General features: G+C 34.7%; 27 protein-coding genes and 2 pseudogenes. 10 read left to right on the top strand and 19 right to left on the bottom strand.

Features of this window, described 5'->3' with window-relative positions; genetic code table 11:
* Positions 1-45: 45 nt before the first annotated feature.
* Both PH210_RS27775 and PH210_RS27770 read left to right on the top strand, forming a co-directional pair.
* The gene (locus tag PH210_RS27775) at positions 46-225 is read left to right on the top strand and encodes a gamma-type small acid-soluble spore protein (RefSeq protein ID WP_289989651.1); all 180 of its coding nucleotides are present in this window, start codon (positions 46-48) and stop codon (positions 223-225) included.
* Between the two features lie 457 nt (positions 226-682).
* Entirely contained in the window at positions 683-889 is a 207-nt protein-coding gene (locus PH210_RS27770; protein ID WP_098576330.1) for a DUF1657 domain-containing protein, read from the top strand.
* A 349-nt stretch (positions 890-1238) separates the two neighbouring features.
* Here the strand turns inward: PH210_RS27770 and PH210_RS27765 are convergent, their stop codons facing one another.
* The 8 genes from PH210_RS27765 to PH210_RS27730 all read right to left on the bottom strand — a co-directional run bounded on the left by PH210_RS27765 (position 1239) and on the right by PH210_RS27730 (position 6774).
* Positions 1239-1418 (bottom strand): hypothetical protein, encoded by a 180-nt coding sequence (locus PH210_RS27765; protein WP_289985984.1) that lies wholly within the window; start codon positions 1416-1418, stop codon positions 1239-1241.
* 129 nt (positions 1419-1547) lie between these two features.
* Entirely contained in the window at positions 1548-1790 is a 243-nt protein-coding gene (locus PH210_RS27760) for a hypothetical protein (RefSeq protein WP_289989644.1), read from the bottom strand.
* Between the two features lie 620 nt (positions 1791-2410).
* A complete protein-coding gene (locus tag PH210_RS27755) occupies positions 2411-2590 on the bottom strand; it encodes a hypothetical protein (protein WP_289989643.1) in 180 nt (59 codons plus the stop codon).
* A 161-nt stretch (positions 2591-2751) separates the two neighbouring features.
* A complete protein-coding gene (gene ybiA / locus PH210_RS27750; RefSeq protein WP_289989641.1) occupies positions 2752-3312 on the bottom strand; it encodes a riboflavin biosynthesis intermediates N-glycosidase in 561 nt (186 codons plus the stop codon).
* A gap of 176 nt (positions 3313-3488) precedes the next feature.
* On the bottom strand, positions 3489-4019 hold the full coding sequence (locus PH210_RS27745; protein WP_289989640.1) for a dual specificity protein phosphatase family protein: 531 nt from the start codon (positions 4017-4019) through the stop codon (positions 3489-3491).
* 252 nt (positions 4020-4271) lie between these two features.
* Positions 4272-5123: a hypothetical protein gene (locus PH210_RS27740; RefSeq protein WP_289989637.1), complete on the bottom strand. Its 852-nt coding sequence runs from the start codon at positions 5121-5123 to the stop codon at positions 4272-4274.
* Positions 5124-5403: 280 nt separating this feature from the next.
* Complete coding sequence (locus PH210_RS27735) at positions 5404-5877, bottom strand: DinB family protein (protein ID WP_289989635.1); 474 nt, start codon at positions 5875-5877, stop codon at positions 5404-5406.
* A gap of 273 nt (positions 5878-6150) precedes the next feature.
* Positions 6151-6774: a DUF3885 domain-containing protein gene (locus PH210_RS27730; RefSeq protein ID WP_289989633.1), complete on the bottom strand. Its 624-nt coding sequence runs from the start codon at positions 6772-6774 to the stop codon at positions 6151-6153.
* A 520-nt stretch (positions 6775-7294) separates the two neighbouring features.
* Between PH210_RS27730 and PH210_RS29990 the strand changes: the two genes are divergently transcribed.
* Positions 7295-7639 (top strand): heterocycloanthracin/sonorensin family bacteriocin, encoded by a 345-nt coding sequence (locus PH210_RS29990; RefSeq protein WP_502306730.1) that lies wholly within the window; start codon positions 7295-7297, stop codon positions 7637-7639.
* 742 nt (positions 7640-8381) lie between these two features.
* Positions 8382-8600, top strand: a complete 219-nt coding sequence (locus PH210_RS27720) for a hypothetical protein (protein WP_289989629.1) — start codon at positions 8382-8384, stop codon at positions 8598-8600.
* A 209-nt stretch (positions 8601-8809) separates the two neighbouring features.
* On the opposite strand, the gene PH210_RS27715 is transcribed toward PH210_RS27720, so the two are convergent.
* The 3 genes from PH210_RS27715 to PH210_RS27705 form a co-directional block, all read right to left on the bottom strand.
* A complete protein-coding gene (locus PH210_RS27715; protein ID WP_289989627.1) occupies positions 8810-9205 on the bottom strand; it encodes a hypothetical protein in 396 nt (131 codons plus the stop codon).
* 232 nt (positions 9206-9437) lie between these two features.
* On the bottom strand, positions 9438-9896 hold the full coding sequence (locus PH210_RS27710; protein WP_289989626.1) for an SRPBCC family protein: 459 nt from the start codon (positions 9894-9896) through the stop codon (positions 9438-9440).
* Between the two features lie 484 nt (positions 9897-10380).
* Entirely contained in the window at positions 10381-11277 is an 897-nt protein-coding gene (locus PH210_RS27705) for a DMT family transporter (protein ID WP_289989624.1), read from the bottom strand.
* Between the two features lie 116 nt (positions 11278-11393).
* On the opposite strand from PH210_RS27705, the gene PH210_RS27700 reads away from it, so the two are divergent.
* A complete protein-coding gene (locus tag PH210_RS27700) occupies positions 11394-12266 on the top strand; it encodes a LysR family transcriptional regulator (RefSeq protein WP_289989621.1) in 873 nt (290 codons plus the stop codon).
* A gap of 310 nt (positions 12267-12576) precedes the next feature.
* Here the strand turns inward: PH210_RS27700 and PH210_RS27695 are convergent, their stop codons facing one another.
* On the bottom strand, positions 12577-12981 hold the full coding sequence (locus tag PH210_RS27695; protein ID WP_289989618.1) for a hypothetical protein: 405 nt from the start codon (positions 12979-12981) through the stop codon (positions 12577-12579).
* A gap of 510 nt (positions 12982-13491) precedes the next feature.
* A complete protein-coding gene (locus tag PH210_RS27690; protein ID WP_289989616.1) occupies positions 13492-13968 on the bottom strand; it encodes a hypothetical protein in 477 nt (158 codons plus the stop codon).
* Positions 13969-14169: 201 nt separating this feature from the next.
* Between PH210_RS27690 and PH210_RS29860 the strand changes: the two genes are divergently transcribed.
* From PH210_RS29860 to PH210_RS27680, 3 genes and pseudogenes are all read left to right on the top strand, one after another.
* The gene (locus PH210_RS29860) at positions 14170-14340 is read left to right on the top strand and encodes a DUF4083 family protein (protein WP_354670030.1); all 171 of its coding nucleotides are present in this window, start codon (positions 14170-14172) and stop codon (positions 14338-14340) included.
* A gap of 490 nt (positions 14341-14830) precedes the next feature.
* Positions 14831-15632, top strand: a pseudogene (locus PH210_RS29945) (tyrosine-type recombinase/integrase).
* Between the two features lie 178 nt (positions 15633-15810).
* On the top strand, positions 15811-16062 hold the full coding sequence (locus PH210_RS27680) for a hypothetical protein (protein WP_289989614.1): 252 nt from the start codon (positions 15811-15813) through the stop codon (positions 16060-16062).
* Positions 16063-16327: 265 nt separating this feature from the next.
* On the opposite strand, the gene PH210_RS27675 is transcribed toward PH210_RS27680, so the two are convergent.
* The 5 genes from PH210_RS27675 to PH210_RS27655 form a co-directional block, all read right to left on the bottom strand.
* Positions 16328-16591 (bottom strand): hypothetical protein, encoded by a 264-nt coding sequence (locus PH210_RS27675; RefSeq protein ID WP_289989612.1) that lies wholly within the window; start codon positions 16589-16591, stop codon positions 16328-16330.
* Between the two features lie 131 nt (positions 16592-16722).
* Entirely contained in the window at positions 16723-17928 is a 1206-nt protein-coding gene (locus tag PH210_RS27670) for an oxalate decarboxylase (protein ID WP_289989610.1), read from the bottom strand.
* Between the two features lie 544 nt (positions 17929-18472).
* Positions 18473-19282, bottom strand: a complete 810-nt coding sequence (locus PH210_RS27665) for an ATP-grasp domain-containing protein (protein WP_289989608.1) — start codon at positions 19280-19282, stop codon at positions 18473-18475.
* A gap of 434 nt (positions 19283-19716) precedes the next feature.
* Complete coding sequence (locus tag PH210_RS27660) at positions 19717-19929, bottom strand: hypothetical protein (RefSeq protein ID WP_289989606.1); 213 nt, start codon at positions 19927-19929, stop codon at positions 19717-19719.
* A 61-nt stretch (positions 19930-19990) separates the two neighbouring features.
* The gene (locus PH210_RS27655; RefSeq protein ID WP_289989604.1) at positions 19991-20905 is read right to left on the bottom strand and encodes a hypothetical protein; all 915 of its coding nucleotides are present in this window, start codon (positions 20903-20905) and stop codon (positions 19991-19993) included.
* Between the two features lie 514 nt (positions 20906-21419).
* Here PH210_RS27655 and PH210_RS27650 point away from each other — a divergent pair.
* Positions 21420-22436, top strand: coding sequence for a DUF3231 family protein (locus PH210_RS27650; RefSeq protein ID WP_289989602.1), 1017 nt, complete (start codon positions 21420-21422; stop codon positions 22434-22436).
* Positions 22437-22445: 9 nt separating this feature from the next.
* Positions 22446-22899, top strand: a pseudogene (locus PH210_RS27645) (hypothetical protein).
* Between the two features lie 413 nt (positions 22900-23312).
* On the opposite strand, the gene PH210_RS27640 reads toward PH210_RS27645, so the two are convergent.
* Positions 23313-23810: an HPP family protein gene (locus PH210_RS27640; protein ID WP_289989683.1), complete on the bottom strand. Its 498-nt coding sequence runs from the start codon at positions 23808-23810 to the stop codon at positions 23313-23315.
* Positions 23811-24117: the final 307 nt, after the last annotated feature.

Below are 24117 nucleotides of genomic sequence, written 5' to 3'. Positions count from 1 at the left end.
TAAAATTATGTTCAGTACATATTATTGTCGTGGAGGTGATTTATTATGGCTAACAATCAACAACCAAACAAAACTCAAGCTGGAACTAACGCCCAACAGGCTAAACAACAAAATGCTCAAGCTAGAGCTGGTCAATTCGGAACAGAATTTGCTAGCGAAACAAATGCACAAGAAGTAAGACGACAAAACCAACAATCCCAGCAAAATAACAACCAAAACTCTTAATTTATGACTTTATAAAACACCTCTTATAATGGAAATCCTTGAAGAATATGACAATGCATTGTTGCCATTGATTCAGCAAGTGATTGATATTGGAGAGAGAATGTTTTTGGTTATATTGCATTTAATTAAGAATTAAATAACAGATTCTTCGAATTATTCATCAATAGCCCGTACAAAATTGGTGACACATTCATAAATTTTATTAATAAAAGTTTTTCTACCTTATTCAGTTGGAGAAAAAACTCCAGGTGGACCAATCAAGACTCCAAATGGAGTCTTTTTTAAATAAAATCAGCTTCTTCTATTGGAGCAAGGCTTTAAACTCTTCCACCTATTAATTGGTTTTCTATCCCGCCGATTGGAATGTAAATTCTTGCTTAATCTTTTTACATAAGCTAATAACAATTTCCACATACTACTTTCGAAATTCAAAATCTTACGAAAGAAGGATTAACCAATGACAGTTGGAAAACAAGTTCAACAAGCACTAGCAGGTTTAAAAAGTGCACAAGCGAGCTTTGAAGGCTTCGCCTTAGCAACTGATAACCAAAATGCCAAGCAGCTTTATCAACAGGCAGCACAACAAACACAACAGGTTCTTGATAGTCTTGAACCACGTCTTCAAGAAATTCAAAGTGAAGAACCTCAGTACAAACAGCAATAAATTGTAAGCGTTTCTCTTAAATATGATTAATCAACCCTGATTTATTTTCTGAAGATCATAATATGATATTTTATGAAAAATTAGGTCCATTTTCCTTAACCATCCATAATAGGATGGTTTTGTTTTTTAATAAACCATTCTTTGTTTCATAAGTGATTTTACAATAGCACATCCGAAAAAAATGAAATTATATTGGAATAGGAGCGATATAAAAGATCATTTCTTCTTTAACTAAACTGCTTTGTTAGTACGTCAAGCAAAAAAAGACGCCGCAACGATCTATCTTTAACTCTTGCACCCGTTAGTTTAAGTACATTTCTTCACAAACTTAGAACGATATACATATTTTCTAATGTTTGACTGTTCCTTTTTTACCTTTATAGAAAATTAACGTTGAACCAATAATTACACAAATAAGTCCACCTAAACCCGACGTTATCATTGATAGTTCTTCTTTAAAAAAGAATTCACTTATACCCAAAAATATAATAATGAACCAACCTAAGACATTTATTTTGTTAAGTTTCATTCCAACACCTCCATAACATAGAAACTTTATCCGTTCTTCAACTCTACTGCTTCAATAGTTGAACAAGAAAAAAGACCGCCGCAGCGATCTCCGTCTTTAACTCTTGCCCCCAGTTAGCTGAAGAAGAAATCACTTCCAATTTTCAAGTTTCTTTTCAATTAATTTAATTACACTTTGAGAACCTATAAAATCAACAATTGCGTATCCAGTTTCTATTTTCTTAATATTACATACAGCAACTTCATTTTCATTTATATATACTGAATACAAAGTAAATATATCATCAATAGAATATAAATAATTTCTATAAATTTCATCCTTTTCGTCGGCAATATTCTCTATCACTTTTAAGGTTATTTCTGGGATAGGCATACGGATTCCCCTTTAACAAATAGATATTATCTTCTTTAAGAATAGCACCCGTTAGCCATCCATGAAGCACTGCTTCACCACAAAGGATGGAATTTTAAACCGTTCTTCCATGGTAGTTGAAGAAAATTATTCACAAACCTTCCTAAAATGTCTGCTGAAGCTAACATACTTTATAGTAAAACACAGTAATTAACTTTACTGTGTTTTTTCAAGTTTTTTTGTTTCTGAATAAACACAATAGATGACAATAGAAAACAGTAATAATGGAAATATTATGAGACCATGACTGTATTTTGCTGAGTGTGTTGCATATAAACCATATAAATAAATGGACATCCAAGATCCACAACAAATTGATATAACACTGACCAAAAAATTCACTAATAACCCCCCAAAAAAAATTACATTTTTATCCTTTCTTTGAAAATTCTATACAGAATAAGAAATTCCTCTTTTCTTCAACTAAACTGCCCCGTTAGTTGAACAACAATCGGACTATCAATTTAATCAATCTTCGTTTATCCAATCCATAAAACCATATACTTTTAAAACATCTTCTGTCTTATCTTTATTCATTAATAAATTTTCATTGGCTTTGACTTTGTAAATATCATTCATCACTACGCTAGAACTTTTATTTTATACAAAGAAACAATTTCAGATAAATTTCTATTTGACATATGCTCATACAAAATCCCTAATATATGTAAATACTGACTTTCAGTTACACCATTAGGAAAAGCTTTTGTTAGTAGATTGTATGTGCTTTTCAGATGTTCAGGTATTTCTTTTTCAAGCATTCTACCACCCCGTTATCAAATATAATTTTATTATAAAAAATAATCCTTATTAAATTAACCTGCACCGTTAGTGCAAGAAAAAAGAGATCGCCGCAGCCATCCCTATCCTTAACTCTTGCACCCTTAGTTCAACGAGTGATCCACCCAGACTCCGTTGTGGTTTAGCCCTTACTTGATTGCAATAATTGATCGCGTACTTCGGTCAATGCAAATCCAAGCAAGTTTCTTCCTTTCCATTTCAACGGATTTTCTACGTCTGGGTTGTCCTTTGCAAGCCCAATGCCCCAGATAGGATCAACAGGACTCGCTTCGACTAATATTCGATTTTTTGTAGTTTTCATGTAATTCCAAAGATCTGAATTTTGCTCAAATTTCGCAAAGTTTCCACGTTTCACAATCTCATAACAGCGACTTTCCCAAATAGCCCAATTGAAGGACTTCACTAATCGACCAAAATCTTTCATCTCTTTAGGGTGACGGGCATTCATAATCGCTTTTAACATGGCTTTATCGCCAAATAACCTTGCTTTTTCTGCCATCATGAACTGTTCTGCACAACTGTAGGATTCGCCGTCAACAACGAAGTGACAATTCCACCACTGACTGAAGCAACTCTGGTTTATACTTCCATCAGGTAGAGGTGTATGTCCCCAAAAGAAAATGAATTTTCTTCTTTCTCCTTTTTCATAGACATTAATCAAATCTTCGATCGAGTAAATCATTCAATCTCCTCGCATTTTTATGAATTCATTCGATAAAGCATACGAATATAGTAACAGCTAGTTCCGATTAGTGAAGAATTCTGCGTCGTTAGCGGAACAAACAAAAAGCTGCCGAAACAGCTAAATTCATGAATTAGCGACCCCGTTTGTTGAACAAGATTTTATTACAATATTCTTTAGTTGTTAGGTGTATATTTTAATTTCCACTCTTCAAGTAAAGGGATAAAATTCTTATCAGGGTTAATAATGGGTCTTTTTGAACGAATTAACTTATATGCTTTATCAAATGTCCCCATAGTTTCACTAAGATACCAAACAAGTAACATAACTGACCGTGACCTTCCTTGATGACAAGTCACTAATACACGTTTCTTATTCGCCAATTTTTTTCCTAATATTTCTTTTGCTATGGGGAGATAAGTTTTTGCTTCTTCAATTACTCCATCTCTAAATGGAACTGAGATATATTCAACATTTTCTGGCAAGAAGACATTTCTGTTAGAGTCTCGAACATCTCTTAAATCAATCCAAACATCAATTTGAGGAGTCGGCATAGTTTGAAAGAACCCGTTTCCATTAAGATTCCGAGATTCCTCTTTTCCATATAGGAGGTCATCAATGTCATCTTCTCCACCCAGAAAAAGTAACCCATTAATAATTTCTGAGTGACCATATTTATCTATCCAATTAGGCGGTTGATGGTCCATATAAATCACCCTAATATCTTTTTTATTGTTATATTAAATTCGAATCAGGGATTATATATTCCATTATATTGCAAACAGCCACACTATTTTTTCTTGTAGTCTTATTGAAACTAACCTGTTCCGTTAGTACAAGAAAAAAGGAATCGCCGTTGAGCTCAAGCACCCGTTAGTTTAAGTGAAATCATTCACAGCTTTTGGATTTTTACTACTTAGTTATTCTTTAATCGTTTCAATTCGTTTTATTTCTTCTTGTTATGCCAGATCTTCGAATTCTTTTACTACTTCTAAGACATTAGGTTCGTTAACCAAATCACCAAGCCAGATACGTCCTTCTAGACCTTTTTTCCACATGATTTGATAAGCGAATGCTGACTTTGTTTCAGGAGAAGTCGTTTTCATTAATTCAATAACAAATTTTAAGGCAACTTCATTTCTGATTGTAATTAATATATTTGCAAGTATATTTAATACTCTCTCATTTGAAAGATCTAACAGTTCACAAAATTCAGACCAGTTTGTTAGTGAAAGTTTATGATTTTCAATTAACAAGTCCATCTCTCTTAAAATTTTGACCTGTTCATTTGTATTAGGTTTTGCTTTCAGTTGTTTTTGTAGTGTAGCTAATTTTTGCTGTAACATTTTTTTAGAGCCATATTCTCCTTTTAAACATGCTGGGCATAAACATGGAATCTTCCCTTTTGAACTAGGTGAAAATCGCCATCCAAGTGGCGGTATTTTTTTTATTCGAACTATCTCGCTTCGCTCAATCCTCCTTGGTACAATCACTTGATAACCGAGTTGTTCCTTTTCATTTGAAAAAAATTCAACCGCCATACAAGCACTTAATTTTCTATGACCCTGATTGTAATGCCCATACCAAACCTCTTCTTTATCAGGAATACGAAAATAAACCGCTAAAACACTCTTCTTATTCCAACGCATCAACTCTCGTGCCCACTGATGTGTAGCAAAAAAATCCTGCACCACAGGCATGCAAAAAACACCAGTGTCAGCTTCTGGATAATGAATATGACTGGTTTTAATACCTTGGGTCTTAATTCTCTTTAGTGCATCTTCTGGAAAAAGATGAACAAAAACCGCCATACTACACCTCGAATAATAGGTCTGCTCATTAAGTTAGGAACAAAAAAAGAGCTAAACCCAAAATTTTTAATAACATATAAGTAAACCTTGGATTCAATTTCACGCCCCATAAAAAAAGCCAATACCTATTAAATTCTATAAAAACAACCTAAATCCTGTTAAACTAACCTGCTTCGTTAGTGGAATAAGAAAAAGAGCTGCCGCAGCAGCCCTTTTTAAAACACAAGCACCGATTAGTATTACAAAATGAATTAATTACAATTAAATACATAGTGTGAACTTACTCGAACAACTGGACGTTCGGCTCTAGCTTAAGTATGTGAACAATCATTGAGTGCAACTGCCCACGGTGATGAAACAGGTGAGCCTGAGTATCCAACAGCCATTCGTAACGCGAATGAACCACCCCAAAAAACGAAGTCGTTTCCTGCAACAGCTCCTCTTCCATTAATCTTCCTATGCCTTTTTTTAGATAAGAGTAATTGTAAATCAAGGCATTTGCGATTGCCTTCCGATTCGCTTCTGGCTCAGCTTCTTCATAGAAATGGTCCATCTCCTCCTCCGAAGCTCCTGCACCAATCAGAAAGTCGGCTTTACATAGAACCGATATGTGCGAGAGTAACTCACCAATCGACCATTTTCCTTCAGTCGGTCTAATATTTAAGTCTCCTTCGTTCAGTGTATCTATCAGCTTGATAATAGAGTTAATTGCCAAATCCATCTCTTTGAAAACGCCTTTACAGTAAACATTCATATCGTATTCCCCTTTTGTAATATAACAATGTATTCAGCAACAAAGTACATTAATCCTTCTGAACCTACAAAAGTTGTTAATCAACTATCCTGCTATTTAGGTTGAATTTATTTTCGTATTTTCAGCTATTTAAAGTACAATATAAAAAAAATTCGCCACGTTCTTCCTTTTTCCTTTTTTAACTAAACTGCCCCGTTAGCTCAACAAGAAAAAAATGACTGCCGCAGCGATCATCATCTTGAGCAAAAGCACCCGTTAGCTTAATAAGAAAGATTATGACTTATTGAAAATGCCATTAAAATAGTCACGCCAATAATCAACCAACCAATTATTATATTTATGATACATATGTACCAGTTTCTTAACATCATTAGAATGGATTATGCAACCTCTATCGTCATACATATGAAATATCAAATCCTTCTCGGTGCTAATGAAATAAACAGACTGGACAATTGAAGGTTCTCTTCCTTGTTCGTAATTTCCTATTCCCTCAAGAATAGGATTATAATTAATAGACTTGACTTGTGAGTACACAATTTTCACATTGTATTCGTGCTTTGTTTCAATTGTTTGACCAGTATTTTCATCATAATCCTCATCAAATTCGAACAAAGTTCGCACTTCAATATTATGATTTTTTAATAAATCATATACGTATTCTGGAGTAGTATTTCCAAACATTATATCCTCTTTTATTCCCCAATCTTTTATGTAAACATATACATAATCTTCAGGATGGAACACTTCCTCAAACAATGTACTAACTCTGGTAACAACATTGATCCTTTCATCCGTTCCATTTTTAAAGGGCTCACCTAGTTCAAACCTTAGATGTACATCGCTTGTTAGATCAGGAAAATTTCTTTTTAAGTACTTGAATATTCGATCCATCATTGGCGTTACTCCTTAAATAAATAATTCCTTGTCTATTTAAATTCGATATATCTTTATAAGTTTCCTTGTTCGGAAGAGCTGCATCGTTAGTCGAAAAAGAAATAGGCTGCTTTATTTGCATCTTATTTCTTTAAGGAAAGCACCCGATAGTTTAAGTGTATTACTTCACAATCCTACTCCGATACAAAACAAGGGTTGTATTCCACCCTTAGTTCCCAACAAGAATAAGGCTTGACGGGCTACCTTCCTTTTCAGAAGCAAATCTTCCCCCCCAAGAGATATTTCGTTGAGCATTAAAGCAAGTTAAAATTAATTAGCCATCATTGCTTCCAAAACAACATCTTTTGATTCTTTTAACATGAAATAGGCTTTTAAACCCGTAACAGCCACCTAATTGGAATCATATTTTGTTGAAGAGTGCACTATCGCTCTTTTACAAAAAACTGACAAAATTTCTTCGGTCAAATCTCTTGTTAGATGTCAGTTTAACCTAATCATTAAATAAACATGGGAGGTAAAAATGCATAATTTTCAAAATGAACTTCAAACTTTGGGAATGGATAATTTCCAAGTTGGTCAGTTAATTCCTATGGACACTCAGAGTCAGGATCCACGCATAATGGGTGCTATGCGTTGCGGTGGAATGATGGGTGGCGGTATGCGTTGTGGTGGCATGATGTGCGGCGGAATGCGTTGTGGCGGCGGAATGCGTTGTGGTGGCATGATGTGCGGAGGCTTTCGTTGTGGAGGATTCCGATGTTTCAGTTGCTTCAGTTGCTTCGGCTGTGGCGGTTGCGGCGGCTGTGGTGGTTGTGGTGGTTGTTATAACGGCTACTACGATTACAACGATTGGTACAATTACTAATTCACAAAAGAAAAAATGGATATCTATTGAAATAAAGTGTCCATGCATAATTTGCCGCAAGGGCACTTCTTTACTGATTATCATTTTGGACTAAAAATCGTACACTAACTGATAGTGCACAATCGTAACGATTAGAAATTCCTTCACTCACTTACCTCCCGTTCAAATTAGAAATGGGATCCCCACAGCAACCCCGCTGTTCAACTCAAGCACCCGTTAGTGAAACAAGAAAAGTTACCTTAACGACAGCTCTTTTTTGTCCTTTGTTCAAATATTATTATTCCGATAAGGTGGTTGAGTCCTGACGTAGGAATAAAGACTTAAGGAAATTAGAGGGATTTACTTTCCTCTTCTATCTCTTAAAATACATAAAAGGAGGTTTTGATGGTGCCTCCTTGTTTCACCCCTGCATACTTATTACAAGAAGCAGTTAGATTACTAGTACATCTTTTTCATCTTTACGGTGATTAAGGAGAAAGAAAATGAAGATTTATATAATAGACCTTATATTCATTTGTTTAGGTTTTTTATTTGGTACGTATGAATTGTTTATAAATCCGATACAACGGTTAAGTAATGAATTTGCTGGAATCATATCCGTCTTTTTATCATTATGGATATCCATTTCTTATATAAGGTCATGGAAAGAATAAACTAAGAATTACTTTTCAAAATGTACTGTGTAAAAGGTGAAATTCTTTTTTCCATAATAAAAAAAAATTATAGAAAGAGGGAAATTACCTTGAAGGAATTTACTGTTTGCTATACTTTCGATAATGAGATAATAACCGAAAAAGTGGTAAAAGAAATAGATGCTGAAAAAGAAGATGTAGAACAAGCAATTATTGAAAGGATGGAACGTTCAAATTTCTTTAATGTGAAAAATGACAAAGGGAATTATATTATTAATTCATATTTAGTACGTTACGTGCGGATTATTAAGGAAAAGATTTTAGTTTAAAATAACCTCCACAAATAATTTACGTTGTAATCATCCTCTAATAATTAGTTTTTGCCTTCTTTTGTAGTTAAACCCTCTTCAACTATCTGCCTTTAGTGCAATTAGAACAGCTGCCAAAATGGCAGCTGGATCTTTAACTCTAGCACCCGTTAGCTTAAGTGCAATGTTTCACAAACTTACTTTAAAAAAGAAAAAGTCCTCAAGAACCGTTAACTTTCTGATAATCTTATTCCTATTAAAGATGCAATTACACTAAAATAACTTAAAAGTATTGATTGAAAAGAGAAATGTGCTCTCCCAAACAAAAACTCAGTCAGAATATATAGGACCAATAAAGAAAGCAAGGTCACTAAAAACTGGGAAAGTAATTCCTTTATGATTTTGTTTGCAATATTTCTTACTAATTTTTTCACCCACAAAGAAAGAGGTATTCCTAAAAAGAAAAATATTAGCACTATAAAAATATACGAGAATGCTATTTCAAAGATATTTATTGAATTCTGTGGATACATATCAACAATGGAAAGCCCTATATATCCAATTAAAAAAAGTGCTGAACTTAAAAGGCTGCTTTTTACCCAGAATCTACCCCAATCTGAATCCATATGTCACCCCCAACTACAATACTCCATTTAATCCGAGGGACCCTGTATCCCAATTGATTTTTTTGCTTTATTTTTAACTTATACTCTTATCAATTTTACGAAAAAATGTTGCTTTTGACATTATTTTTTTAGTAATTCTTCTTAAACAAACCTGCAAAGTTAGTTCAACAAGAAAAAGCTGCCTCAGTGACAGCTCTGATTTTAAACACTTGCTCCTGTTTCTTCAATAAGATTAATCCATATTTTCTGCAATATTTTTGAGTGCCTTTGCACGAGAAGCAATAAATACTCTCATATACTTCTCCAAAAACAATTTATCGGCTACAACGCCAATTGGTCCAAATGGAGACTTATACTGGAATTTGTCTATCATAATGGTTCCACCTGCTTCTTCGATAAACTGATGAGAGTGAACAAAGGAATGAAAGGCTCCCTTCACCATCATATCTACAAACTTATAGGGCTTTTCCATTAATGTCACTTTGGCTGTCAGCCTTTGTTTAATACCAAAATGAATGGCTTCCCAAGTAACAACAGTATCTCCCTCCTCTAATAACCCTTGTGTGACTCCACCAACAACTCTTTCCTTTGTTGTAGAGGTGGTTTGAGTATGAATATCTGCGTTCCTCGCAAGGTCAAAACATAATTCAACAGGTGCTTTAATAAATTGTTGATGCTCAATAACAGGCATTTTATATTCTCCTTTTATAAGCACTTACTAACACCTTAATTATAATTCAGCGAAGGCAATATTAACTACATCTTCTTAAGCTAACCTGCCCCGTTAGCTGAACAAGAAAAAGGTGTCATCAATTAATTTGACGAAACACCTTTTCAAATTCTCCGTCCATAATTAGTTGCTTGACAACATTCTTGATGTCATGACGACTGATGGTGTTTATTAGTATCATATCCCTTGTCCAAAAATACTTTCCATTTAGACATCCACCTGTTTGTTCATTCTTATTAGAAATACTTAAAATGTTTTTATAACTAATAAGTGTGATACCCGTTCAGTCCCCAATGATTTTTATCATTGGCTTTCTTCAACCATCGCCCCCGTTAGAGCACAACAAAAAAAGAACCGCCGTAGCGATCCACTTTTGGGTAAGCTGCTTCTTTTATCTTTAATTTCAAAAAATTGTCGGGATAGAGTGAAAATTCAATCAGTGGTACTACTCTGTGCATTTCATGTCTCTCTTTTTTGCGTTCAATGGATGTGTTCGTTTCATTTTTATCTCAGCCAGTATAATACCGCTTAGAATAAGCAATGCCCCGATATACCCTTTGAGTGGCAATAATTCTTTCATAAACAGGTAAGCGAATAGTGCGGAAAATACAGGTTCTAATGAAAAAATGAGTCCTGTATGTGTCGGTGTTGTGTATTTCTGTGCCATCGCTTGAATGATGTAGCCAAAAGCACTGCAGACAATACTTAACACCAGTACAGCGATCCAACTCTCTTTAGTGGATGGAAGTTGCGGCTTTTCGAAAATCAGGGCAAAGAGTTCGCCGAAGCCTCCTGCAAATCCCAATTGAAGGATACCAAGCTGCAATGTATTGGCAACTTTAGCCGCCATCCCGGTGACAATAATATGAAAAGCATAAAAAAGAGCGGCGAGTATACAGAGTAAATCTCCAGAATTTATTGTTAATTGGTTGTTCAAAGTCAGTAAACCAATGCCTGTCATCGCAACAAGGGAACTAATGATCAGTCTGTAACTCAGTCGATCTCTGAACAGAACGATAGATAATAAAGGGATAAAGATTACGGTCAAACTGGCTAGAAAACCGGCATGGGAAGCTGATGTCGTTTTTAAACCTAAGATGACCGAAGCAGATACGACAAATAGTAAAAATCCCAGAATAAAACCATATTTTAGGGTGACAAAATGGATTGAACGAAATTGTTTAAAAAAAACAGCGGCACAAATCAAAAAAGCAATACCAAAGCGTAATGCAACAAGGGAAAATGAAGAGACAGTTTCCAATCCGACTTTCATAAAAAGGTAGGAAGAACCCCAGGTCATTGTAACAAGTAAGATCATAAGATCGGCTTTTATAGGTTTCATTTTTAGCTCCCCTTTAGAGTTTTTACATAGTATAATTGTGATTGAAGTATTAGTAAATTGAATATATGTAATGATATACTTGAGCAAAACTCATACATGAGAAAGCAGGAGAATCGATGAGTCTGACTAAATTAGAAATCCTTCTGAAGACAGTAGAAATGGGGAATTTATCAAGAGCAGCAGAAGCACTGAATGTGACTCAGTCAGGTGTCAGTCATGCGATCAGCAGTCTTGAATCGGAGTATGGTTTTCAACTGCTTATTCGAAATAAAACAGGTGTTCGATTAACAGAAAATGGTAAACGTGTGTTAACGCATATTCGTGAAATAGTAAACCATAATGAGCGATTGAAGCAAGATGTTGCAGAGATTAATGGCATAGAGGCGGGAACCTTGCGCATTGGAACCTTTACAAGCGTGTCTACTCACTGGCTGCCTGGAATCATTCATCACTTTCACTTGGAACACCCTCGAATTGAAATCAAATTAATGGAAGGAGATTATGGCACGATTGAAACGTGGATTCAACAAGGTGTGATTGACTTAGGTTTTATGTCACTACCGTCTTCGGTCCATCTGGAAGCTATTCCACTAAGAAAAGATCGAATGCTGTGTGTCCTTCCCAAAGATCACTCATTAAGTAAACAATCCACGATTCGGTATGCTCAGCTTGAGAAAGAGCCTTTTATCATGCCTGCTTCTTCGTGCGGTTACGATGTTAGGAGAGTATTAGAAGCGGCTCGGGTTCATCTCAATATTCAATTCGAAACCGGTGATGATCATGTGATTGTTGCGATGGTGGAGAATGGGCTTGGGATCAGTGTCATGTCTGAACTCGCATTACAAGGACAAAGCCAAAATGTTACGGTTGTGGAATTGGAGGACAGACCTACACGATCACTTGGGATGTCGCTCACTTCAATTAAACACGCATTACCAGCGGCAAAACGGTTTATCGAACATACCCAAAAATGGCTGGATGGAGAGTGAGTATATCGGCAATCAAAACAAAATCAACAGTCAATGATTTTCAGTCCATATATGGCTACTTACGATTTAGTTGTGTTTATCAACTAATTTCCACAATATCATTTAACCAATTTTGTATTAAAGTATCTTTAAATTCCTTTCTCATTTCTCTAACGGTATTTATTGAGGGAGAGTTAATCATATACTTTTCACCTGTTTTTCCTTATATTTCGCATTTCTTCTTCAACTATTCTGCCCGTTAGTACAAGAACAAAGCCGCCAAAAATGGCGGCTGGATCTTAAACTCTTGCACCCCGTTAGTTGAACAAGGTTAGTCATTAAAACTACCCGTTTCAATAAGGATTCCTTCCTTATCAAGCCTTTTGTAATTGTAAGGAATATGGCTTAATTTCTTATGTTTTTCACTCCAAATGATACTTAAGAATGGAGATGGTTCTTTAAGAAAATAGTCAGGAAAAAAGTTTTCGTAACGATAACATTCGTTAGGGTATGTTTCATCGAACCCAAATAATTCAAGAACATCTTCTTCGATTGCAATTCCACCGATTTTAAACTCATAAACGGAATACAACTCTTTAAGAAAACTTATAAAGCCTGTAAATTCTTCTTTCTTTATGCCAATTTGATCCCAATCTGGTGCATCAAATTCATTCCCATAAAACCAAAAATCCACCATTAGTGCGTTGGGAGAAACCATTTCCATTTGTAAGGTCACTTTTCGTTTCCTTGATAAATAGACATATAATCTTAATCTTAATGAGTGTAAATGTATGGATTTCGGGTCTTCTTCATCATATGGATACCCTCTATCAAAAAAATCAATAATATCATCAACGTTTTCGTCAACGATTTCAACTTTATTTGTGACCTTTGATAACTTATTTATTATATCCTGTATTGTTTTTGTTTTCTCTTCTTTAGTTCCAACAAGAAACTAACTTCAAGGAAAGGACCGCCTTGCAACCATTGGGACCACTCCATCTATAACTCCTCCTAAATCTTTGATTAAATACATTATATATTCCATATTCTTATTGAACTAACCTGCCCCGTTAGCACAAGAAGAAAGCCGCCAAAAATGGCAGCTCGATCTTAAACTCTTGCACCTTATAATGGAATAGCCCTGAACTCTTAACAGCAAGTTTAGTTAAAATATTTTTAATCCCATTGTTATCCTAAAACCACCTCTTTTGTTTTAAAATGGGTACAAACAACATTACTTCTTCTAATATTTCTTTACCTCTTTTACAATAGTTCGTTCTACTAATAATTGATAAAGATAAATAACGATTGCTGTTACAACTGACAATATGTAAAAATGTTTTGGTCGCATTTTCTTGAATTCGAATACTCCAACTTTAGTGAAAAATTTTGCGATAGGGAATGCAAGAAGATAATCGAGTACAATATTTAATGTTAAATACTTTATAAAGCTACCGTACGTTAATTTAAATACCCAAATAGTTGTGATAAAAAATAAACCCAAAAGGTAAGAGAAATCTAAACGATAATTTGGGAATAAAGCATTTTTTACTTTCCACCACTTACGTCGATCAGCAATTTCACCTAACAAACTAAAGATATAACCAATAAAAGTTGCGACTGGAAGAAAGCGAACAAAAGAATTTTTCCCAAGCAATGGAGTAGTTAACCAGGGAATAACTAATGTACTAAAAGATAAAGCCTTTCTTTTATTAATCATAAGAGTCCTCACAAGATACAATTTTTCATTTATTATCCCCTTTTGTTAAGAAGATTTATTCCATTAAATGGACCTGTTGTTGAATAAATATTAAACATCACTCTTTAAATAACCTGCTTACGTTAATGGAACAAGTACCTTTTTTATTGCACATTTTTGTTGAACTAAGTAGTACAATATTATGGTATAATTGTCCGAAAAATGGTAAGGGTAGGATTCAACATGAGTATTATTGATTTAATAATTAAATTTGGGATATTCTTTGTTATTTTCTTTCTTTATGGTTTATACCTGAGAAAAAGATTTAACAAATCTAATAACATTGAAAAAAAACTTGATAGAATAATTGAGTTACTAGAAAAGGATACGTGAGAGTAATCTCTGTATCCTTTTTTTGCATTAATACTCATTTTCAGTCAAATGCGTAATGCCATATTATTTAACTAACATGCTCCGATAGTGGAACAAGCAAAAAAAGCTGCCCCGATTACAGCCCTCAATTCTCCTAATTACTTCTTTTTATGTTTCTTGGGATTATGCTTTATTTCTGAGAAATGTACTAATAAAATTTAATGATTTCGTCCTCCATCTTTCACAATTTCACAATAACCAGATTCGTATTTAAAGAGAAGAATGTAATCTTTCCCTTGAAAAGTAATTGGGGTTCTATCCATGTTTATCACCATCAGGCTATTTTAAAATAATAATAAATGATTATTGTACCTAAGTCTGTGGATATTTTGTTACCAAAAAGTTTACCTCCCGATAGAGTGCCCTTTAGCTTAATAAGAACCGCCGTTTCAATTTCGTCAATCCGGTCAATAATTCCTGAAAAAAAAGAATTTTTTGGGGAGAGATGAACTTGTTATTATCTAAAGCGTGGGAAACGTATGAATCTGATAAACGTATTGAAGGCTTTTCGCCGCAAACATTAAAAGCCTATAAACTGCAGTCTGGCTTACTTATACGCTTTTTTAATGATGTTCAACTTGATACGATCACTACTAATCAATTAAAAGCTTATTTAGCAAAATCAAGTGAAAGCCTTAAGCCTGCAAGTTTGGCACATAGAATTCGTTTTATGAAATCTATATTTCGATGGTCTCATGAAGAAGGGCATATTCCCAAAAACCCAGCCGCTAAAATAAAAGAAACCTAAAACAGGGAAACGAATTCCTAAATTTTTGACTGAAATGGAAATTGAACATTTACGGGAAGCCTGTTGTTCCCCAATGGAAAAAGCACTGTTTGAATTCATGTTCTCCACTGGATGTCGAATAGGAGAAGTTGTTACCCTTGATAGAGGTAGAATTAATTGGTCGAACCGGTCAGCTGTTATTAGAGGTAAAGGCGATAAGGAACGGGAGGTCTATTTTAATATTCGCTGTGAAATTTGGTTAAAACGATACCTGGATCGTCGTGTTGACAGAGATCCTGCAATCTTTGTCACGGAACGCGATTCTCATAGAATGAGCATTGCCACGATGCGATACATAATTAAGCGAATTTCCAAACGTGCTGGCATTAACAAAGACATTCATCCGCACCAACTGAGGCACAGCTTAGCGGAAGCATCAGACAGGAATTTTATCGGAAGTATTTTTAAAAATAAAACGGCAACGCATCTCCATGCGTTGCTCAATTTTCACTCTTGCACCCGTTAATTGAAAAAGGTGGATTGTTAGGTTATAAGGTCAAGTAGATTTTCAAACATTCCATATTTTTATAATAACAAAATCATAATGTTTTAATTTTTTACCAACTTTAACATCAATAGGATTCTGAATAATGGTATAATTATTGAAAAGGCTTACAATCGTTGGAGCTTGAGGTGAATAAAAAATGGATTTCTATGAAAAGTTACCAGATGAGTTATTAATTCGTTTTTACTATGAAATTATTAATAATATTGAAAAAGGTATTCTTACGAAAAATATGTATTATGAAATAGGTATAATTATTTCTGTTGCTAATCGTAGAGGAATTTCCTTAGTCCAACCAACTGATTTTAATGAAGTGATTAATCAACAAGCCTTAAATGATTTATTACAACCAGAACAAGTTGGTACAAGGTGTAGTTCTCAGATTGCTTAGCCCTTTAACTAAATTTACTTCCATAAATAAAAACTGTCTTTTAATAATAAAAATGGGTGTTGCCAAATACGGTAACACCTTTTTTGCTCGAATTTTTGGTAAAGCACCCGTTAGTTTAAGTGAATATTTTCACAATTTGACTCAAAAAGGAAACAACTAGGAAATTAATTAAAAATAAATAAGCAAGAACCCTAATGGGTACTTGCCTTTTGAATAAAAAACAACAGCAACTAAAACATCATCACTCTTTGATTTAGTGTTAATACTAAGAGTCATAGTAAGGGGAATATTTAAAAACAATAGGATGACAACAGTTTGATAATGGGAGGAAATAATTCTTCCCCACGACACTCTCATATAACACTAATTGTTCATTTAGCCCTCTGAATACTTTTTTATACAAGTTGGTAACGGCTTCATCACTTAAATAAGTTTCAATTAATTCCTTATCACCGTCAATAGCTTCTCCTCTTGCTTTAATAACATCACGGGTAATCTCAGCAGCGTGTTCGTAAATTGTCTTGTACATAGTAATCACCTCCACCACACAATGGATAACCTTATGCTCAAATATGTTGCTCGATTAAGTGATTTTTCTGGATTACCACAATGCGGCATATCTAAAACCAAGTTTTGTCCTAATGTCATCAAAATTGTTAATTAAAATATCTTTTTATCTGTTCTTTGGACAGAGGAAAATTCGGAATATTTAACAACAGGATATTTCTTCTTGTGTAGAGAATCAATCAATTCTGAACCAACATTTAAATTGCTCTTTACTAAGTCTTTAGGAGTCAGTGCCATCCATTGATTCAGTGACACGTCTTCAAATCGATTACTTTTAAACATCTCTAAAAACCATAATGTTTCAGTTCCGGTGTTTTGTATATAGTGTCCAGTAGCAAAAGGTACATATCCGACATCACCAGCACTATAATCAAAAGTTCGAGCTGCACCGTTTCCTGTAAATACTGTCATTCGCCCTTTTCCGGTAAGGTAATACTGCCATTCGTCGTTATTAGGATGCCAATGCATTTCTCTCATTGCACCCGGTTCAATCTCAACGAGTGCCGCAGCAATCGTTTTTGAAATTGGAAAGTTAGTAGAGTCCACAATTCGTACACTACCACCTGGCGTTTTAATTGGTGTTTGTTTAAAGAGCTCGTGCTTGAAGGTTAAAGGTACGTTTCCATAAGGTGACTGAACTTCTTGACTATCCAGTGAACCTGGTACCTCTCCCTGATAGATATATACCTGTTCAGAAGGAATTGAGTTAAAAGCACTCACTGGTACACCAAAATTGGCGGACAGCACATCTTTTGGAGTATGTGCAAACCAATCGGAGATGGATAAGGTGGAAAGATCGGAAAAGTTCCCGTCATCGAAGACGAGCAGAAATTCGCAATGTTCCAACCCTTGAATCGAATGAGGAATTCCAGGGGGAAAGTACCAAAGATCTCCCGGTCCGATGTCGGCAATAAAATTTCGTCCTTGTTGGTCAACAGAGGTTATACGAGCCCGTCCTAACAGCATATAAGACCATTCTGCTTGTTTATGCCAATGGAGTTCACGTACACCGCCAGCGCTTAAACTCATATTTACTCCAGCAAGGGTAGTAGCTATAGGAAGCTCTCTTACTGTGATCTCACGGGACCATCCCCCTTGATCTAATTTCATTGAAGTGTCTGAGAATGAGAATTTCAAGTTAGGAACCAGCCCTGCATCTGTAATCGGTGGTACGAGCATATCCGGATTTTGTAGATCGCGTATAATATTACGCGGTCCGGAGTCAATCCCTCCAGCTCCATCACTTCGTATAGGTTGAGGAACATTTCCACCCACTTGATTAATCGTTCGTTTTTCCATCAATATGCTCCTCTTTTATGAGATTATTAAGGAAAAATCCTTTATCATAGTGTATGACTTAGGCTTCAAATGGTTACTTTGCCTACAATAGACAAAGGGATCTTGGTGAAGCCCCGTTCCTTCAATAAGAAAAAGCATTTCTGTTGTTCCATAAATTTCCAGTAATAAGCTTCTTAAATAAGAAGATCGGCTTTCTATAACTTTGTGAAGAAATGTACTTAAACTAATCTGCTTCGTTAGTTTAATAACCCGGAAACATTCATTTTAAATTCAAACTGAATTACTGGTCTATGGAAATCTCTTAAATTATTTTTTATCAATGCTGTTCACTAACTGTTACAATTCCTTACTATAGGACCAACTTATATTCTTACTCATTGCCAAAATTAGATGTTTTTTTGCCTCTGATAAACTGTTTGCTTTGTGTTTCCTCCCAAGGAAGCCAATTTTACCGTTCGACGTTTAATTCTTCCATTGAAATCGGAAAATACTTTGTGCTGGGTGCATTAAAATCGATCCGAATTCTCTTCATCATGTACCTCTCCTAACATAAGTGGTTGATCGCACGTACGATGGCAAGCTCATCACAATCATAAAGACCTGAACAATTGATGTTATTATACTCCACTACCTTGTAACCCGCATCGGTCAACGCAATATCGATGACAAATGCCTTTGATAGCGGGAAGCGCTCGACGATGCGCTTTGTGTAAGCCATCATTTCATCTGAATGTTTTCTGCTTGTGTCAAACTCTCCGTTGATTCTATAGCTGCTAGATGTGACAATCGTTTGATCCACGACAAAGAAACGAAATTCCGCTTGGATCTTTTTAAGCGAAGAAATCATTAATGTCTTGCCTGCATATGAACTTTTTTCACCGAGCATTCGCTCCCGTTCCTGCCAGATTAGGAAATCGTCTTTTGAAACCGTCATTCCAGCAAACAGTTTTGTGTTTCCTGTCGGACGGATGATAAATAAGTCATCACTCGGTTGGAAATTAAACAACTCACCAATGGTGAGGTCATGATTCAAAAGCTCCTCTCCCAGCTGTTTTTTCAATACAGCGAAATCGAAATTTTCATTCCAAAATGAACCGGGATATAGCTCCATCTTTTGGGCAAGCTCTGCGAATGCTTTTGACCCATATACCATGATTTTATCGTCTTGAATGAATTCGTTTAAGACAAAGTCGGAATCATCAAGCGGCAATTTCGTCTCTTGATCAAGCACGGTCAGCGTATGGTTTTTATTTAACCTGACTAATAAATAAGCCGTTTCTGTTTTTCCCAAAGCAATCATCATCCGGACCACATTGGAGGGGTTGTTCAAAGACTCCTGCACCAGCCATTTCATTTTCCTTCGCTCCTTTTTGATCACTTCATTCAACATCTTACCAAACTGTGTATTCTCTATCGTTTATTGAATGTCCTACTTCAATTAATATGCACCCTATAGTTAAATAACGATAAAGAAAAAGGACTGCCGAAAACAGTCCATTTTGTTGCCCAATTCAAGCACCCGTTAGCCATCCATGAATCGCAAAAAACAGCTCTCCACCACAAAGAATGAAAGTAGGGTTTTTGTGGTCATACTGATATTGCGACATGATGTTTAATTTTAGGCTCAGCTTTTTTAAAAATTATAATTGCTGGGTCTACTTTAGCATTGTCTTTTTTCGATTTTCACTGTTTTGTACTTTCATGGTAGTGGAACAAGTAAAAAGCTGCCGAAGCAGCCACTTTTCTTAAACCCTTTCCCCCGTTAATGCAGCAAGCTTGAAGGATATTTTATTCAGCTTCTTTCATAGGTGAAACTAATATGCTTAATCCAATATCACCATAATCCCACATCTTAACCCAAGGAAATGTACCTTCGGGTAATTCAAATACTCTTTGTTCTAGGGGTTTGATTGGTTCACTTGATCCAGTACAACCATGTGAAAAAGTAGCTGAATGTATGTTTACTTGTCTTCCTGTATCGTTAAAGTAAATAAATTTCAAGTGATTATTCTCCTCCATTAAAGCACCCAGTTAGCTTAAGTACATTTCTTCACAATTTAAACTAATAATTTATATGATTGTGATCGTAAACTTCATTCCACTCTTCAGAAGCTTGCTTCATATCCTGATAACATCCCTTTACTTTTTCAAGGAATTCTTCGTCCATTAATGGATATTGAACATCTTTTACCAAAGTATAATAATTGATGTATGCCGTAAGAAGATGCTGGTGGGCAAAAGTATAAGCTTCAGGAACATTCATATGAGTCATATAAGAAATCACCCATAGATAAACACTAGTATTACTAAGCATCTTATCTAGAGCACCATAATCCTTTTGATTAACAAAGGGGATAATATCGTGCTCAACGCCGGTTAGGACAATTTCCATTCTGGTTTGTGTTTCATTTTCATAAAACCGTTGATGCTGTAAACTACCGAATATAGGAAAACTACGCCCCTCATTCTTCAAGCTTTCTTTAAAAATAACATACCAATGATCTGAAGCTTGAATAAGTTGTGAGTATGCAGAATTTAATACCAAGATATTCGACTTGGTAATCATTCCATCCTTTTTCAGATTCTTTTGATATGTAGTTAATTTTTTCGAAAAATTTTTATATGAGATTAACAAATCCCTATGTGCTTGTTGGTAGGATTTGGGGACAGGTGCTTTTTCCATATCATCGATGCGTGATTGTAATAATGCCTTTACTCTGTCAATGTCATCATTAACACGTTTAATATCATAGTGGGTTCCACCAATGGCTTCTTGCATAAGAGTCTGTACATTTCCATTAGTTTCAATGTATTCCATTATGCTAGTATCATAAAGTTGAAGTTGTTGTTGTCTATGTTCTAGATATTGAAAACCAAGGTATCCAATTACCAACACTATAAATATAACTAGAGTCCATCTTTTCAAAGTCATTCCCCATCTCTTAAAAAGCTGATTAAATAATCCCAAAATCCCCAATTATTTCCTTCATTATTTTATCATAATGAATCCTAAAACTCTTCTTAAAATTGAATTAGACTTCAACTATTTAATGACTTTTCTATGATCTGAAAAATTACTAGATTCAATTTATTTTCATTTACGGTTGGAAGCTATGTACTTGTTTGTTGTTAATGCAATCTGTTTTGTAGCATAACCATCAAAAGTTTTATTTAGTTCCCCCAATATAAACATCATCCCACCTGAAATAACGATTCATAAGGTTCTTCCTACCCTAAATAATTCCACTTCTTGAACTAAACTGCTTCGTTAGCTCAACAAGAAAAAAGACCGCTGCAGCGATCATCCTTGTGCTCAAGCACCCAGTTAGTTGATGTACATATTTTCACAAATAACTATTTTCTTTAAATGCAATTGATTGAAGCCGTCACTATCTTATTAAAACTAATAACACCACCAATAATCATAAGTATATTATTTTTCTTTAAATAGGGCATTTAAAAAAAACATGCTACCTGGAGGTCAATTTCTTATGAATTCTGAAGATAATATTCGTCTTACTTCTGCTGAAATAGCACAACTTTGGACTGGATACATGAATAATAGTATGTCTAAGTGTGTATTGAAGTATTTTAAAGAAAAGACCCAAGATGAGGAAATACGGACAGTAATAAATTTGGCAATTTCAATATCAGATCAGATGTTACAAAATATAGCAGAAATTTATGTTAAAGAAAATCATCCCATTCCCGTTGCTTTTAGTGAAAATGAGGATGTTAATGTAAATGCACCTGCACTATATTCTGATACCTTCTTTTTAAATTTTGTTCACAATATGTCAAGACACGGCTTGTCTGCATATAGTGCGGCTTTATCTGGTTGTACTCGCTTCGATGTTTTAGAACTTTTCTCAAGTGCAGTAGACCTCACAAGGGAATTATATTTTAAATCATTAAACGTTTCATTAGAAACAGGATTGTATTCAAGAGCTGCTTATATCCCAATTCCAGATAAAGTTGAATTTATAGAGAAACAAGGATATTTAACTGGTTGGTTTGGAGAACGTCGCCCAATCAATTCTATAGAAATCATGCACTTTTATGAAAATATGCAAAGAAATGCTGTTGGTAAAGCGTTACTTTTAGGCTTTGCTCAAACTGCAGGATTAAAAGAGGTTCAAAATTATTTGGTTAAAGGAGCACAAATCGCTAGTAAAGTTGTGGAGATTATGGCACATATTTTAGCAGAAGAAAATATATCTGAATCACCTACATATGATTCAGAAGTTCTTAAATCTACGACTCCACCATTTTCGGATAAATTAATGATGTTCCAAGTATCTATTCTTTCAGGAATGTCACTTGGCTATTATGGATCAGCAATAGGAACGGTTGCTAGACGTGACTTGGGTACAAAGTTTATACGGATACTTCTTGAAGCCGTTCAATATGCGGAAGATGGAGCGAACATTATGATTGAACATGGTTGGATGGAAAAGCCCCCTGCATCCATTGATGAAATTGAAATAGCTAAAACCAAAAAGAAATAGGGATTATGATTGAATAAGAATGCGATTGAGAAATTATTATGGTCCATTGCTTTGCCTGGCTTCGGACAATTATTAAATCAAAAATATGTTAAAGTGTACTGTTCATTTTCCTTGAATTTCTTGTAAATATCCAATCAAATTTTTCATTTCAAGCTTTCATGGTAATACTGATACTTCCATTGAGCAAATCAATTTCAAGTGGCTAATGTTTTATCCCTGTTTGTACTTTTTTGCTTTGTGGGATGCAGTAAAGGATGCAAATGAAGGAGTTGAGAAATCTCCTTTTTTATTCCTTCCTTTTGTTTTTGCAGCGTATTTTGTTACTATTGGTTTGATTTATTCCACTGATATTAAAATTTTCGGTTTATTGTTTGGACCTATTTTTTTACCAATATTATTTGTTATACCAGGAGTGATAATTGGATTAGTTGTGAAAAAATTCATTACTTCGTTCATTAAATAAGAATGCCAAGTTTTTTTCATTAGATGAAATCTATGGCGTTCTTTTTTGTGCCTATTAACAAAAACGCTCTTACCACTAACCTGCCCTGTTAGTACAAAAAAAAAGGAGATCGCCGCAGCCATCCCAATCTTTAACTCTTGCACCCTATAGTTTAAGTGCAATATTTCACAAACTCTCTTGGAAAATTTATTTATTCGCTAACACACCACTTTCTGAACACGTCCTTTTTTATTTAAAAAGATTAACACTGTTAGATATGAATGTTTTAAGGTTAAAAAACCAAAATGGGAGTTCTATTTTGGTTTTTTAATTATTATTTTTTCTCAGCAAGCTAGGAATCAATAGCTTCTGCTTTTTCTTCTGTAAGAGGTCCTCTAAACTATTGTCTTTTCAATCGTAACTTACTTCATTTGTTATATCCAAAACACAGGATAATTTCTATCACTTCGCAAATTATTAATCAATAATGCGACTAGCACAATAACAATAGAGCCTGATAATACTGGCGTAAATAAATATTCCCATGTATGACTACTCCCAAGAATCACAATAATCGGATCAGCCCCAGCTGGTGGATGCGTAGTTTTGGTTAACATCATCAAACTGATGGCTAATCCAACTCCTAAGGCAAGAGACCAAGGCTCATTTCCAAATACATAATAAACAATTAATCCCATTAAAGTTGAAATGAAATGTCCGCCAATAATATTTCTTGGTTGTGATAAAGGAGAGTTCCAAAGAGAAAAAGCCAATACACAACTTGCTCCAAATGAAGCAATTAACCATGGAGTCGATGTAGAAATGGCTAATAAACTCAAAATAAAAATAGTAATAGTACCACCTATAAATCCAGTTAGAACATCTTTCGTATTTACTTTTAAAGGACTCTGTCCTTTTCCCCTCATTTTCATTAGGTAGACAGGAACCTTATACTGAGTTGTTTTCTCTGGCTGTTCTTTTTTCGCTAGATTTCCGTCTGTAATCAAATTTAATCTCCCCATCCCTAAAAAATTCTCTAAATTATATTACTATTTTTTGAAATATAACGAAAGGAGCAAATTATAACATTATTTATGATCTATCCCTTCAGGTTTATATAATCAGTGCAATCTACAATTCAAACACGAAGGGTATTTGAGGCGCTGGCAAGCTTATTTTCAGGCAGTACAAATTATCTGAATGATATATGAATCCAAATACTAGTATTTCCATTAGCAA

Origin of the sequence: Paenibacillus sp. BSR1-1 (assembly GCF_030403775.1) — a bacterium.
GTDB lineage: Bacteria > Bacillota > Bacilli > Bacillales > Cytobacillaceae > Neobacillus.
This window is presented reverse-complemented; position numbering and strand designations above follow the sequence as displayed.